Source organism: Algoriella xinjiangensis (assembly GCF_900115015.1).
Classification (GTDB): Bacteria; Bacteroidota; Bacteroidia; order Flavobacteriales; family Weeksellaceae; genus Empedobacter; species Empedobacter xinjiangensis.
In genome coordinates this window covers 40,666-56,026 of record NZ_FOUZ01000008.1, presented here as the reverse complement: position 1 = coordinate 56,026, position 15,361 = coordinate 40,666, and the positions used below count along the sequence as shown (strand labels likewise).

At 31.7% G+C, this 15,361-nt stretch carries 13 protein-coding genes; 4 read left to right on the top strand and 9 right to left on the bottom strand.

Annotated elements, in window-relative coordinates; all coding sequences use genetic code 11:
* Positions 1–571: 571 nt before the first annotated feature.
* The 3 genes from BM072_RS08800 to BM072_RS08790 form a co-directional block, all read right to left on the bottom strand.
* Positions 572–994 (bottom strand): hypothetical protein, encoded by a 423-nt coding sequence (locus tag BM072_RS08800; protein WP_092908299.1) that lies wholly within the window; start codon positions 992–994, stop codon positions 572–574.
* Between the two features lie 277 nt (positions 995–1,271).
* The gene (secA, locus tag BM072_RS08795) at positions 1,272–4,394 is read right to left on the bottom strand and encodes a preprotein translocase subunit SecA (protein ID WP_092908424.1); all 3,123 of its coding nucleotides are present in this window, start codon (positions 4,392–4,394) and stop codon (positions 1,272–1,274) included.
* A 129-nt stretch (positions 4,395–4,523) separates the two neighbouring features.
* Positions 4,524–4,745, bottom strand: coding sequence for a DUF2795 domain-containing protein (locus BM072_RS08790; RefSeq protein ID WP_019976296.1), 222 nt, complete (start codon positions 4,743–4,745; stop codon positions 4,524–4,526).
* Between the two features lie 105 nt (positions 4,746–4,850).
* Here BM072_RS08790 and BM072_RS08785 point away from each other — a divergent pair, with 105 nt between their 5' ends.
* Together BM072_RS08785 and BM072_RS08780 are read left to right on the top strand one after the other, a co-directional pair.
* Positions 4,851–5,855: an NAD(P)H-dependent flavin oxidoreductase gene (locus BM072_RS08785; RefSeq protein ID WP_260562000.1), complete on the top strand. Its 1,005-nt coding sequence runs from the start codon at positions 4,851–4,853 to the stop codon at positions 5,853–5,855.
* A gap of 62 nt (positions 5,856–5,917) precedes the next feature.
* The gene (locus BM072_RS08780; protein ID WP_177190292.1) at positions 5,918–6,685 is read left to right on the top strand and encodes a GH12 family glycosyl hydrolase domain-containing protein; all 768 of its coding nucleotides are present in this window, start codon (positions 5,918–5,920) and stop codon (positions 6,683–6,685) included.
* Between the two features lie 36 nt (positions 6,686–6,721).
* Here the strand turns inward: BM072_RS08780 and BM072_RS08775 are convergent, their stop codons facing one another.
* From BM072_RS08775 to BM072_RS08765, 3 genes are all read right to left on the bottom strand, one after another.
* A complete protein-coding gene (locus BM072_RS08775) occupies positions 6,722–7,621 on the bottom strand; it encodes an MBL fold metallo-hydrolase (RefSeq protein WP_092908297.1) in 900 nt (299 codons plus the stop codon).
* Positions 7,622–7,623: 2 nt separating this feature from the next.
* Complete coding sequence (locus BM072_RS08770) at positions 7,624–8,079, bottom strand: hypothetical protein (protein ID WP_092908296.1); 456 nt, start codon at positions 8,077–8,079, stop codon at positions 7,624–7,626.
* A gap of 126 nt (positions 8,080–8,205) precedes the next feature.
* On the bottom strand, positions 8,206–8,697 hold the full coding sequence (locus tag BM072_RS08765) for a TlpA disulfide reductase family protein (RefSeq protein WP_092908295.1): 492 nt from the start codon (positions 8,695–8,697) through the stop codon (positions 8,206–8,208).
* A gap of 121 nt (positions 8,698–8,818) precedes the next feature.
* Here BM072_RS08765 and BM072_RS08760 point away from each other — a divergent pair, with 121 nt between their 5' ends.
* Positions 8,819–9,286 (top strand): DUF4268 domain-containing protein, encoded by a 468-nt coding sequence (locus tag BM072_RS08760; RefSeq protein ID WP_092908294.1) that lies wholly within the window; start codon positions 8,819–8,821, stop codon positions 9,284–9,286.
* Positions 9,287–9,328: 42 nt separating this feature from the next.
* On the opposite strand, the gene BM072_RS08755 is transcribed toward BM072_RS08760, so the two are convergent.
* A complete protein-coding gene (locus BM072_RS08755; protein WP_092908293.1) occupies positions 9,329–10,180 on the bottom strand; it encodes an ATP cone domain-containing protein in 852 nt (283 codons plus the stop codon).
* 109 nt (positions 10,181–10,289) lie between these two features.
* On the opposite strand from BM072_RS08755, the gene BM072_RS08750 reads away from it, so the two are divergent.
* On the top strand, positions 10,290–10,868 hold the full coding sequence (locus tag BM072_RS08750; RefSeq protein ID WP_092908292.1) for a PhnA domain-containing protein: 579 nt from the start codon (positions 10,290–10,292) through the stop codon (positions 10,866–10,868).
* A gap of 38 nt (positions 10,869–10,906) precedes the next feature.
* Here BM072_RS08750 and BM072_RS08745 read toward each other — a convergent pair whose 3' ends face one another.
* A complete protein-coding gene (locus BM072_RS08745) occupies positions 10,907–12,538 on the bottom strand; it encodes an ABC-F family ATP-binding cassette domain-containing protein (RefSeq protein WP_092908291.1) in 1,632 nt (543 codons plus the stop codon).
* Positions 12,539–12,676: 138 nt separating this feature from the next.
* Positions 12,677–15,286, bottom strand: coding sequence for a T9SS-dependent M36 family metallopeptidase (locus BM072_RS08740; protein WP_177190291.1), 2,610 nt, complete (start codon positions 15,284–15,286; stop codon positions 12,677–12,679).
* Positions 15,287–15,361 lie beyond the last annotated feature (75 nt).

Here is a 15,361-nt window from a genome sequence, read left to right as displayed (position 1 = left end):
CTTTCTGAATCAAAAGTAAAATTATCTCCAAATGGATCTATTGAACGAGAGATAAACAAATAATTTTTATTATTTATTTTGGGATAATTTAAATACGGTAAAATATATCTATCAACCATATCTATTTCATTGATTTTTATTTTTTTTTTTTTGAAAATATTTTTTTACTATAATAGATTCATTTTCGTAATCAATAATAATTTCATTTATATAATAATTAAGTCTAATAAAGACTAATAAAATTTGAACAAAAAAAACTAAAAATAATAAAACATCATACTTATTTTGAGTTATTATATCATCTTAATATGTAATAATTAAGAGTAATGCAGAAAGAACAAATATTGTTAATACTAACATTATTAATGCATTATAAAAATTATTATATTTTCTACTGATAAATTCTTTCATAAATTATTATTGATATTTAATGAGGTTTTCCATTACACCAAATCGGATTTTTATTTGCATAATTTAATCGTTAAAATAACAAAAGGCAAACGTTGGTTTGTCTTTTATTTTATTGTGAATTATACGTTGTGTGATAATAACACATTTGGAACAGTACCTCTTATTCTACTTTTTTAAATATGTAATTATATGTGTTATAATCAATTGTTACAATATCCTGATTTTTGTCTGGCTTTTGCCAATAAACACTCGAAACACCACCTATGCCTTCTGGTTTTGAGAATATCATGTCTGTTTCATCATGATCAAAAAAAAGCAAGAAATCATGAAATTCAATTTTTCTTCCATTTACTTCCATACTACCGTTAGCTTCGTATAACAAATCTTTTTTATTACTAGAATAAATTTTATTATTAAATGTGAAATCTGGATTTATTATTAGTATAGAAGTTTCTCCTGATGGAAATTCATAAGAATATTTACCTGGTAAATATTTCTTTGCATCTTTTTTTGTATAACTATTACAGCTAAATAAACTCACAAAAAACATAACTGCTAATCCTATATTTGTTAATTTTTTCATCAATACCATCTCCACCAACTTTATTTATAACCGCTCCAGTAACTTCTGCGGCAACGACACCTCCCCTTATATTTTTTATCACACCATTCTGATTTTTATTTGCATAATTTAATTATTAAAATAACAACACATCTGGAACAGTATTTCTACCAACAAAATTTTTCATAAGGAAAAATATCCCATTCATTTGCACTTACAATATTTCACTAATATAAATATAACAAAAAACCCTTTCTAAATTTTTAGAAAGGGTTTTTTGTTATATAAAAACCTTGTATTAGTTTACTGTTTCAGTTTCTTCTACAGATTCTGGTTTTTGTGCATTTGGTAATTCACCTTTGAACAAGAAAGAAATAATTTCTTTGTTTACCGTATCCAACATTCTTTGGAAAATATGGAAAGACTCTTGTTTGTAAACAACCAATGGATCTTTTTGCTCGTAAACCGCATTTTGAGACGTTTTACGTAAATCATCAACATCACGTAAATGCTCTTTCCAGTTATCATCAATTAAACTTAATACAACCGATTTTTCAAAATCTTTGATTAATGTTTTTGCATGAGATTCGTATGCTTCTTTTAAATCACAAACAACAGTCATTTCGCGAATTCCATCTGTAAACGGAACTTGAATACGAGAAAACATATGTCCTTGATTTTCGAAAACGCCCGAAATAACAGGGAAAGCAGTTTCTGCAACATATTTCATACGAACTTTGTAATCTGCAACTGCAGCTTCGTACGTAATATTTGTTAAATCTTTGATTGATTTAGATCTAAATTCGTCTTCTGTAACAGGCGTACCCATTGTAAAATACTTGATTAAATCTAATTCATATTGACCAAAATCTTCAAAATCTTTGTTTGATTGTACGATAGATGCAGAAACATCAAAAATCATGTTTGCGATATCTACTTCTAATCTTTCTCCGAATAATGCATTGTGACGACGTTTGTAAATTACTTCACGTTGTTTGTTCATTACATCATCATACTCTAACAAACGTTTACGAATACCAAAGTTGTTTTCTTCAACTTTTTTCTGCGCACGTTCAATAGATTTTGTAATCATAGAATGTTCAATCATATCACCATCTTTATGTCCCATACGGTCCATTAATTTAGCGATTCTTTCTGAACCAAATAAACGCATTAAGCTATCTTCTAATGACACAAAGAATTGAGACGAACCTGGATCACCTTGACGACCTGCACGACCACGTAACTGACGGTCTACACGACGAGAATCATGACGTTCTGTACCAATAATTGCTAATCCACCGTATTCTTTAACTTCTTTTGTTAATTTGATATCGGTACCACGACCAGCCATGTTTGTTGCAATTGTTACAGCTCCTGGTTTACCAGCTTCTGTTACAATATCAGCTTCTTTTTTATGCAATTTTGCATTTAATACGTTGTGTTTAATACCACGTAAATTTAATGCTTTTGACAATAATTCTGAAACCTCAACATTAGTTGTACCAACTAAAACAGGACGTTTTTCTTCTTGCGATAATTTTGTAATCTCTTCGATTACTGCTTTATATTTTTCACGATTTGTTTTAAAAACAACGTCGTTTTTATCATTACGTAAAATTGGACGGTTTGTAGGAATAGAAACTACATCTAATTTATAGATTTCCCAAAACTCACCAGCTTCCGTTTCCGCTGTACCAGTCATACCACATAACTTGTTGTACATACGGAAGTAATTTTGTAAAGTAACTGTTGCAAACGTTTGTGTTGCTGCTTCAATTTTTACATTTTCTTTCGCTTCAATCGCTTGGTGTAAACCGTCAGAATAACGACGACCATCCATAATACGACCTGTAGATTCATCTACAATTTTTACTTCACCATCTACAACAACATATTCATTATCGTTTTCAAATAATGTATAGGCTTTTAATAATTGGTTTAATGTATGGATACGCTCAGATTTGATAGAGAATTCGCGGAAAAACTCTTCTTTCATTTGAAGAATTTCTTCGGGGCTTTTTCCAGAATTTTCAATTGCACCAATATTTGTCGAAACATCTGGTAAAACGAAGAAATCATCGTCTTCCATTCCTTTAGACAAATACTCAATTCCTTTATCTGTTAAATCTGATTGATTTTGTTTTTCATCAATTGTGAAATATAAGTGTTCGTCCACTTTAGGCATTTCACGGTTATTATCTTGAATGAAATGTGCTTCTGTTTTTTGTAACTGTGCACGAATACCATCTTGCGATAAAAACTTAATTAATGGTTTGTATTTTGGTAATCCACGGAAAACTTGGTATAATTTGAAACCTCCTTCTTTTGTGTCACCTTGTTTAAATAATGTTTTTGCTTCGTTTAATGTTTTTCCTAACAACTCGCGTTGCATGTTATATAAACGATCAATTTTTGGTTTTAAAACATCAAATTCATGACGATCTCCTTGCGGAACTGGACCAGAAATAATCAAAGGTGTACGTGCATCATCAATTAATACAGAATCGACCTCATCGACAATTGCATAATTTAATTCGCGTTGTACTAAAGCATCAGGTGTATTTGCCATATTGTCACGTAAATAATCGAAACCAAATTCGTTATTTGTACCGTAAACAATGTCACATGCATATGCTTCGCGACGTCCTGGCGAGTTTGGTTGATGATTATCAATACAATCTACAGATAGTCCGTGAAACGAGAAAATAGGACGCATCCACGCCATATCACGTTTTGCCAAATAATCATTCACCGTTACTAAATGCACACCACGACCTGTTAATGCATTTAAATACATTGGTAATGTTGCAACTAATGTTTTACCCTCACCGGTTTGCATCTCTGCAATACGTCCTAAGTGAAGCGCAGAACCACCAATAAACTGTACGTCGTAATGAGACATATCCCAAGTTACTTGACGACCAGCGGCATCCCAAGAGTTTTGCCAAATTGCAGTTGTGTCATCTTTTAATGAAACAAAATCATGTCCACGGTTTACTAAAACTTTATCAAACTCAGAAGCCTGAACTTCTAAAGTTTCATTTTCTGTAAAACGTTTACCTGTTTCGCGCATTACAGCAAAAGCTTCTGGTAAAATTTCTAATAAAATCTTTTCCTCTACATCATATGCTTGTTTATTGATTTTATCAATTTGTGCATATAAATCTTCTTTTGCAGTAAAGTCTTCAGTTTCTTCAACTTGTTTTTTCAAGTCATCGATCTGAATTTTAAAATCTTTTGTTGCGTCAGCAATTTTTGCTTTAAATTCAAAAGTTTTAGCTCTTAATTCATCAATTGATAATGAAGAAAGAGTTTGACCAGCTTCATTTGCTAAGTCAACATATTTTTGTAATTCTTTTACATCTTTCGCATTCTTATCACCTAAGAATCCTTGTAAAATTTTATTTAAAATGTTCATATTGTTCTGTCGTTCTTCGTCCAAATTAGCAACCATATATTTAGGTGCTAAGTAGACACAAATATACGTTAACTATGTTATTTATAGGTTATAGAATTGAAAAAAGCCCCAATTTGGGCTTTTTAAAATTTAATATTCGTCCTCGTTCCAAAGGAAATCATCATCCGTTGGATAGTCAGCCCAAATTTCTTCAATACTTTCGTAAGAATCTCCTTCGTCCTCTATAGATTGTAAATTTTCTACCACCTCTAATGGTGCACCAGTACGAATTGCATAATCAATTAATTCATCTTTTGTTGCTGGCCAAGGAGCATCACTTAAATAAGATGCCAATTCTAAAGTCCAATACATAGCTTTATATTTTTTATTATTAGTAGAGACAATTAAACTCTAATTATTATCTAAATTTCGATTTTGCAAATCAAATAATTTGCCAAAGTCAAACTGTCAGTATTTATGTTAAAATTAAATTATTTACTTTTATCTAATTATTTACTTTTTATTTCTAAATATAGAAAAATGGACACGAATATAACAAAATTATTTGCAATAAAATACCCAATTATTCAAGGTGGTATGATTTGGAACAGCGGATGGCGATTAGCATCAGCAGTTAGTAATGCTGGAGGACTAGGTTTAATCGGGGCTGGAAGCATGTATCCTGATGTTTTGAGAGAGCATATCCAGAAGTGTAAAGCTGCTACAAATCATCCTTTTGGTGTAAATGTACCCATGTTATACCCAAATATTGAAGAGATTATGCAAATCATTATTGAAGAAGGAGTTAAAACAGTTTTTACTTCGGCAGGTAATCCAAAAACTTGGACAGAAATTTTAAAAAAAGAAGGAATAACTGTTGCCCATGTTGTGAGTAGTGCAAAATTTGCGTTAAAATCGCAAGATGCGGGAGTTGACGCTGTCGTGGCAGAAGGTTTTGAGGCAGGTGGACATAATGGCAGAGAGGAAACGACGACTTTATGTCTTGTTCCGAATGTCAGAAAACATATTGACATACCATTAATTGCTGCGGGCGGAATTGGAACTGGTGCCCAAATTTTGGCAGCAATGGCACTTGGTGCAGATGGCGTACAAATAGGTTCTCGATTTGCAGCGACGCAAGAATCATCAGCAAATCAAGCATTTAAAGATGTTATTGTAAATGCACAAGAAGGCGATACGCAATTGACTTTAAAAGAATTAGCACCTGTCAGATTAATTAAAAATGAATTTTATAATCAAGTTCAAGAAAAATATACAAAAGGAACAACGGCAGAAGAATTAAAAGAACTTTTGGGTAGAGGACGTTCTAAAAAAGGAATGTTTGAAGGCGATTTGGTAAATGGAGAATTAGAAATAGGACAAGTTTCGTCGTTAATTGATTCTATACCAACTGTTGCAGAAGTTTTTGATGATTTATTGGTTGATTTTCAACGTGCAAAAGAAAATTTAATCAAACTATAATTCATAATTTTTTAGTTATTTTTACAAGGATGCGTTTGCATCCTTTTTTATTTCAATTCATTATGAAAACAATTTTATCATTCCTTTTACTAATTATTGCAAATTTTAGTTTCGCGCAAAATAATTACCAAGAAAAAACTGAAAATGGCGCAACATTAAATTGGCAGAAATATGTCATAAATAATAACAAATGGGGCGAACATAAAGCTAAAAAAGGAATTTATTCGCAAACTATTTTTACTCAAAATACCGTTGCTGGTTGGAAATGGTCTACGCCAGGAAAATCGTACGGTGTACTTGGTTATCCCGAAATATTTTACGGTGAAAGTGCTTGGCAAAATTTGACAGATGTAAAAACGGATAATTATTTTAAGAATATCAATTCAATAAAAACCTTTGATGTTACCTATAAAACGACTTTAAATGTAAATGATAAAAAATACAATTTAGCATTCGATTTTTGGTTGCATCATTCACCAAAAGTAACGTTGCAGACAATTGGAATTGAAGTGATGATTTGGGAAGATTACAATAAATTTAAACCTTTTGGTAAAAAAGTAGGAAGCGTTTTAACTTCTTTTGGACAATATGATCTTTACAAAGGTCATTTGGTTAAAAAAGAATTAAATACAAGCTGGGATTATATTGCGTTTGTACGAAAAGAGAAACGTACAACTGGAAAAGTAAATGTTTTGGAATTGATTGATGAATTGAAAAAAAGAAATTTTATTGGACAAAATATCTATTTATCATCATTTGAATTTGGAACAGAAGTTTTGACATCAACTGGAGATATCACCATTCATCAATACGATTTAGAGATTGAATAAAAAAAGCTGTCAAAATTTTGACAGCTTTTTTACAATTTATATTCTTCCTTGTTCTTTCAATTTCCAATAACGTAAAAGTCCATTTACAGACATCCACGTAGGATTTGCATATTCATAAACCTGAATTTGCTCTTCATTCAATCCCAATTCTTTGTATTTTGTTGTCACATAATCTACAAAAACGGGCGTAATTTCTTCTGCCGATAAATTGTCATCATACATCGGTTTCATGTAATTTGACCAAGCATCTAAAACAATTTCTAATTGGTTAAAATGCTCATCTACATTTTCGTGATAACCATAATGCGTCGGATAAATACCTTTTGCATTTAATTTTCTCAACTTTGCAATAGATTGTTTCCACAACTCAATATTAATATCTGGCGGCGGACATGGCGGTACAACTGGTCCATTTTCTATCTTTACACCTGCAACATCACCTGTAAAAATAACATCGTCTAACATATACGCATTATGATGTACAGCGTGTCCTGGCGTGTAAATAGTTTCGAAAACAGCATCTCCAAACTCTACACTTTGTCCATCTGATAAACCAACCAAAAATTCTTCGTCAATAGGTTTCATTTCGCCCCATAAACTATCCATGTTGTCACCATAAATCATTTTGGCAGATTCCCATAATTTTTCTGGATTTTTAAGATGCGGCAAACCAATCGGATTTACAAAAACGGTTGCACCATGTTCTGTAAACTTCCACGCAGCACCAGCATGATCAAAATGAATGTGTGTAATTAATATATTTTCGATATCAATAACACGCCAACCCAAAGCTTCGATACCTGCTTTTAAATTTTCGAAAGTAGAATATGGTCCTGGATCAACTAAAATCGGACCTTGTTCTGTTTCGATTAAATAAGTTGCGATAGCTTCATTTTCGTGCTGAAAATTTAAATCTATTGTATGAATTTTAGGCATAATTATAAAATTTCTTCAATTGTATATTCAATTCCATTAAACTCAACTTTGTCACCTTCTCGTTTGCCTACAAGTGCTCCAAAAATTGGTGCTTCAGTGCTTATTCCAACAAATTTTTTATTTTCCCATTCAAAATCTTTAAAAGATAAACCAATTACAAAGTTTAATTTATTTGTAAAAACAACATTACCTTCTGTAATTTCGTCAACCAATTCTGGACGAACAGTTACAAATTCATTTAAATCATTTGTTGCTTGATTTATTCTGACCAATAAATTACGAGCGGCATCTGTAGATTGATTTTGTTGCGAAAAATCATCTAATTCTAATGTAGATTCTTCGTCTAAATCTGCACCTTCTGCGTAAATTTTATACGATTCTTTTAAGGCTTCTATTTCTTTTCTCTTTAATTGAATCAAATAATCAATTACTTCTTTACGAATATGTTTTTTACTCATTATTGTAGTTTTACGTTGATATAAACTTACAAAAACAAAAAAACTCTTGAAAACAAATTCAAGAGTTTTTTTAGTTAAATGATACCTTAAATTATCATAATTAATGATAAAATAGATTTTATGCGATTATTTTAAATACTCTAAAATTTCATCTTCAAGCTCAAATTTTGTCATTGCTTGTCCGTGAAAAGCAACTTTTTCGCCTTTGTTGTAAATAACAGTTACAGGTATATTTCCTCCCCAAGACGCATCAAAAGACGGAATCCATTCGTTCATACGTTTTGTATCATCCAACAAAAGAACTTCTGTTGTTACATGATTATCTTTGATAAATTGATTGACTTTATTGATAACTTTTGGACGATCTAATGAAACCAATAACATTTTAAAGTTTGGATTATTTTTATATTTTTCATTGATTTCCATAAAAGCCGGAATTTCTTCTACACAAGGTGCGCACCAAGTTGCCCAGAAATTAACCACAACAACTTGGTCTTTATAACTTGCAATTTTATCGTGCAAAGCTTCGTATTTCACCGTTTCTATCGCTAAATCTTGTGCTTTTAAATTAGAAAAAGATAAAAGCAGAATACAGCTTAAAAAAGAGATTATTTTCATTCAATTATTATTAAGATTAAAATTTATCAAATTTACAGAACAAGAATCAAACCAAGCTATTTTAACCTAAATTTTGCATTTCGCGAATTAAACCCGATTTTTGTAAAAAAAAAATATCATTTTGTTTTCGAAAGAAGAAGCTTATCGCATAAAAAAAGAATTTTGGATTTCGTACGGAACGTACATGAAATTGCAAATGAATGCCGAAGGAAACCGTACAAATTGGGTGAATTATAAAACAGACGTAAAGGGAATATTTTTTCGTACTGATATTGAACGCAAATTTGCTGAAGTTTCTATAGAAATTGCTCATCCAGATCCGTCTGTTCAAGAATTAATTTATGAGCAGTTTGAAATGTATGACAATGTACTGAAAGGTTATTTGGGCGAAGATTGGGTGTGGACAAAAGACGATTATGATGAACAAGGCAAGCAAATTGCAACCATCAAAACGCGTTTAGAAAATGTGAGTATTTTTAGAGAAAGTGATTGGCCTGAGTTGATTTCTTTTCTAAAACAACGCATGATAAATTTGGATGAATTTTGGTGCGATCACAAAGAAAGTTTTGATATGTTTAAGGAATTATAAAATCAAAAAGAAGCTCAATTGAGCTTCTTTTTTTATTTGATTTTATTCGATTTCGCACGAAAAATTTTCTATGGCTAATAAATCATTTGCTTCTTCTAAAACAGCGTCCATAATTTCTTTTGAAAGATTTAAACTGTCTAATATTTTTTGATTTTGAACCAAATCTTTTACTAAAATACAATCCTTAGATAAAAGTATTTTTTCTTGTTCATCGGTCAAAGTCGTTAAACATGTAACAGGATACAAACCTGCATTATCAACCAAATATTTTATACTTTTATTTTCTGGATAATCCCACGAAATAAGTCCAATTCCATAATAATTTGCGAACTCAATACTATCTGTTGTTAAATAAGCATTGGTTACCAAATATCCTTTTGAAGGTTTCATATCTCGTCCAAAAAAATGATAAGTATGTTGCTCAACATCTTTCATTCGCGATAAAAAATACATAGGTGTTGTAACACTAATTTTTGCTTCTTCATCATTTCTGAATTTACATTCGCAAAAAATTAATTGATTTTCTTTTGCTGCAACCACATCAATTTCGTGTGTTACAGCATTTCCTTGTACAGTTTCTGAATGAATTGTTTCGTAACCCGCAGCTTGCATAACGCGCGCAAACCACATTTCGAAATAATAACCTTCTGGTCCTAAATCTCTCAAAGCACGCTTTAAACTGTAACGCGCAGCATACGAACTTCTGTAATCTTTGAGATACTGAAAAGCTGTGCGGTATAATTCTCGTGTTGTAATACCTTCGTATAAATCTTTTGATATTTTCTCAAAAACATCTTCTACTTCCTCTTTTTTAGCGCCAGATTTTGTTAAAGATCGTTTTAATGCATTTGGATTATATGGAATTAATTCTCCTGAGTTCTTTTTTACTAACATAGGTTGATTTTTTATTCTAAACGAATTTAAATAAAACTTTATACAAATACCATAAAACTTCTAATTCTAAATAAAAGTTATCTTTGCAAAAAGATAATAAATTCAATACATGAAATTAGAAACATTTTTACAAGAAAGAAGCGGAAATCAATGTGAACTTTCTGGCGTAACAGAAGATTTAGCGATTTACGAAGTTAATCCTGATGCAAGTAGTAATCCTGATCGAAATGTGTACATTACAAAAAAATGTATCAATCAAATTGAGAAAAAAGAAGAATTAGATGCAAATTATTGGGAATCATTTTTATTAACTTCTATGTGGAGCGAAGTTCCTGCAATACAAGTGCTTTCTTGGCGAATGTTAAATCGTTTCAGAAACGAATCTTGGGCTGCCGATGCTTTGGATATGATGTATTTGGATGATGATAATTTAGAATGGGCAAAAGCTTCTGGTGATCACGAAGGTGATGGAAGTGTTGATTTGCACAAAGACAGCAACGGAAATGTTTTGGTGAGCGGAGATACAGTTACGTTAATCAAAGATTTGGATGTAAAAGGTTCTACTATTAATGCGAAAATAGGAACTGCTGTTCGTAACATTCGTTTGGTACACGATAATACAGAGCAAATTGAAGGGAAAGTTGATGGTCAATTAATTGTCATTTTAACAAAATTTGTAAAGAAATAAGAAACAAAAAATCCACTCAAACGAGTGGATTTTTTTATCTATTTTTCTATTTCTTTTAAATTTTCCATTTTCTTCAAAGCAAGAAAACCTTTTATATCTTCAAAATGCTCTTTCACGCGTTTATTTCCAAATTCGAACACCTTTTCGGCTAAACCATCTAAGAAATCACGGTCGTGAGAAACTAAAATTACAGTTCCTTCAAACTCCTTTAAAGCATCTTTTATAATGTCTTTCGTTTTCATGTCCAAGTGATTTGTTGGCTCATCTAAAATCAACACATTAAAAGGTTCTAACAATAATTTTACCATTGCCAAACGCGTTTTTTCTCCACCAGAAAGTACTTTTACTTTTTTATCAATATCATCGCCTTTGAACATAAAAGCGCCTAAAATACTTTTGATTTGAGTACGAATATCGCCTTCTGCAATACGATCAACAGTTTCGAAAATAGTTAAATTTTCATCTAATAAAGAAGCTTGATTTTGAGCAAAATACCCAATTTGAGCATTATGACCGATTTCTAATTTACCTTCAAAATCAATTTCATTCATAATTGCTTTAATCATGGTCGATTTTCCTTCTCCATTTTTACCAACCAAAGCTACTTTTTGTCCACGTTCTATCACCATATCAGCTTGATCAAATACAACATAATCGCCGTATTTTTTTGTCAAACCTTCTACTACAACGGGATATTGACCAGAACGAGTAGCTGGTGGAAATTTTAATTTTAAGGCAGAAGAATCAACCTCATCAACTTCTATGATATCTAATTTTTCGAGCATTCGAACTCGTGATTGCACTTGTTCCGTTTTAGAAAAAGTTCCACGAAAACGTTCTATAAATGTTTTATTATCGGCAATAAATTTTTGTTGCTCATCATACGCTTTTTGTTGGTGAATTCTACGATCTTGACGAAGTACTAAATAGTCCGAATATTTTGCTTTGTAATCATAAATACGTCCCATCGTAACCTCTATTGTGCGATTGGTAATGTTGTCGACAAACGCGCGATCGTGCGAAATAACCATCACAGCTTTGGCTTGATTTTTTAAGAAATCCTCTAACCATTGTATCGAATCAATGTCCAAGTGATTTGTTGGCTCATCTAATAAAATTAAATCAGGTTTACGAAGTAATATTTTTCCTAATTCGATTCTCATTCGCCAACCACCCGAAAATTCGGACGTTGAACGATCTAAATCTTCTTGAGAAAAACCCATTCCTTTCAATACTTTTTCTACTTCGGCTTCGTAATTTACTTCTTCAATCAAATAAAATTTTTCACTTACTTCAGAAACACGCTCGATTAATTTCATGTAATCATCACTTTCGTAATCTGTTCGTACAGTTAATTGCTCATTAAGTTCGTCTATTTCATTTTTCATTGAAAAATACTCGTTAAATGCTTTCGAAGCTTCTTCGCGAACCGTACAATTATCTTCGGTTAACAAATGTTGTGGTAAATAAGCAATAACGGCTTCTTTTGGCGCAGAAATACTTCCTGAGGAAGGTTTGTTGAGTCCTGTAACAATTTTTAGAAGTGTTGATTTTCCTGCTCCATTTTTACCCATTAAGGCAATTTTGTCATTCTCGTTTATCACGAAACTAACCCCACTAAATAATTTTGTTGCACCAAACTGAACGGCAATATCATTAACTGTAATCATAAATTTTTTCTCGAAATAATTGCGGCAAAGATAATTGTTTTCGATTGAAGATAAACTGATTTTGTTGGAGATAAAATCAATAAAAAAAGCCCATCAAATGATGAGCTTTCTTGTTGTATATTAAAACTTAATTAAATATTAGTTTTTAATTAATTTTTTAGTAATTGTACCATTATCCGTTTTGAATTTTAAGATATAAATACCTTTAGGTAAATTGTTAGTTGTTAAACTACCTTTTTGTCCATCAAACTTAACAGTTTGTGTAGAAACTACTTTTCCAACCATATCAATAATATCTACTTTGATATCGTTTTTGATTGTTTTGTCGACAATATAAACCACATCTTTTGTTGGATTTGGAAAGATTTGGAAAGTCGAATCTTTTAATTCGCTTGTAGATAACTCACAGTTTGAAACCTCAACTGGAGGCATATCAAAAGCTTCAGTACCATCAGTTCTACTGTTTGTGCTTCCTTGAAGAGCACTATAGCCTAAACCTCTACGAGCAAAAACTGTCCAAATATCACATTTATTAGCACCTTCGTTTAGTTGTTCATCTGCTTTGATAATTGCATCACGACCATCTACAAATCCAGGAGAACAAGGTTGTAATTTAAGTCCAGTCATTACTAATTGTAAAGCCATGTTGTTACCCGCTTTACCATTGTATAAATCTGGAGAGAAACCATATTTGTCAATCATTTTCCAGTTTAAATCCCAAACCATAGAAGCCCAAACGTATCCTGTGTTATGAGGTGAGTCTGAATTTCCATAAGTTTTTAAGAAGCTATATTTTGCTGGGTTAACTGTCATATCTGTAGAATATACAGTTGGACGAATTCCTGCTCCGTCAACAGCTTGATTTGTTGCAAATGTACCAATACCTCTTTTTGTTGTACTTGTATCTCCTGGTAATTGCGTTAACATTAACGCAAAGAAATCTGACCAACCTTCGCCCATTTGTTCAAGGTTACTTAGGCAGTTAGCATTTGTTATAGGGCCAGTTAATCTGTTTGATACACCATGTCCATATTCATGAGCAATAATACCATTATCAAAACTACCATCACTGTAAGGAATATCTTTATGCTGTAAAGATGCATTAACAGTTGTTCCGTTTATTAATTCTTTTTTTATTTTTTCACCATCAAGTCTAGGAAGTCCAACAACAGGAATTGTAATTGTAGAATCACTTCCTGTAATAGTTAAACTTCCACTTACATTATTAACAATAATTACAGCTTTTGCACCAGCGTCTTGAGCAGCTTTTGCTTTTACTACAAAATCACAACTTCCACCTTTGTATACAACAGCTATTTTGTCTGTAATTTCTGCAGCGTTTGTAATTGTACCACATCCATCAAATTCAGTTCCATCAGTTTCGGATTTACGTACTAATGCTAAGTCTTTTGTTAGTGCAGTTATAGGTAAATCTGCTCCAAAAGGAGCTTCTGAGACGTTTAACTTTCCTGCAATATTTGCTGGAGAGTTAATTGTAAGTGGTTTTATGTCTGCTGTAGCTGGTGGATTCCATAAGTACATCGCCATACGTGGAGCTCTTCCGTCAGCTGGTGTTGCAAAAGTTGCATTATTCATAACACCAATGCTCATACCAGTTTGTGCTAAAGCTACAACATTGTCGTTTCCTGTAGCACCTTTACCATAATTGTCTTTTTGAAAATTTCCATTAACTTCCGTAAATCCATAATTATAAAGAATATCATGCATCATATTATTCATATAGAATAAGTTTGTAGTAGATGCTTGCCAGTTTTTATATGGATCTAAATTAAAGTCTACCGGGAAATCAAAATTTAAAGTACTTCCGCCATCAGCATAATCATCATTACTAAGGGTTACTGTATTTGCACCTGAATTGTAGGTTTGATATCCAATTGATTTATGATCTCTAGCTGCTCTTACATTGTTACCTTCTGTTCTTGTTTTCACTGTTTCTTCAGCTATATTGTGCCAGCCGTTTGGAGATGCAGTTGTATTAGATGCAGATAAATCTACAAATGTTCTTGCTCCACGATTAGGCGCTTCTAAAGGTAATTTGTAAACATTATATTGTGGAGATGCTGTGTTAGTATTATCATCGTATAACCAATTCCAATCTTCTTTATTAAAAGTCGCTAAATTTTCGTTATGAAACGATCCGTGATCAAAACTACAGCTTAAAGTTGTATTGTGTTTATCTAATATAGTTCCGTTTTTAGCATCAACAATAACGTGTATTACATCATTTTGATTCTCTTTAAATAAACGATAAGATAATGCATAACTTAAAATAGGCTCTTGTTTATCATTAATATAATAAACTAATTCTGATGTTTCTTCTTTAGAAAAATGCACACCATAATCTTTTGAAGCTTCATCTGTAATAAGTTTTAGACCTTCTAATTGTGCAACATTATTAAGTGCTTGATTAAGATTAAGCGTAGGTGTAACATTTGCAGTTTTAAAATCAGAATTGTAGTTTTCTGATGCAAAAGAAGAAACGACTTGATTATTTTTAACTAAATAAGTCGTGTAGCTGTTGTAAACAGGAATTCCTTGAAAAGTTCTTTGTGTAAATACTCGTTGAGTTTGGTCTTTTTCATCATTAATCGTTTGTACAAATTTGTACTCGACATTATTACCCGTTCTCTGTGCTTGATAATTATTTATTAATTGCTCCGCATTTTGCGCTTGAGCAGTCATAGATAACAAAAACGCAGAGAAGATAAGAGTAAAATTTTTCTTCATGTGTATAGTGTTTTAATTTAATTGTAATAAAGTTATTCTTTTTAAAATTAAATGACTAAAAATTAACACTTAAAA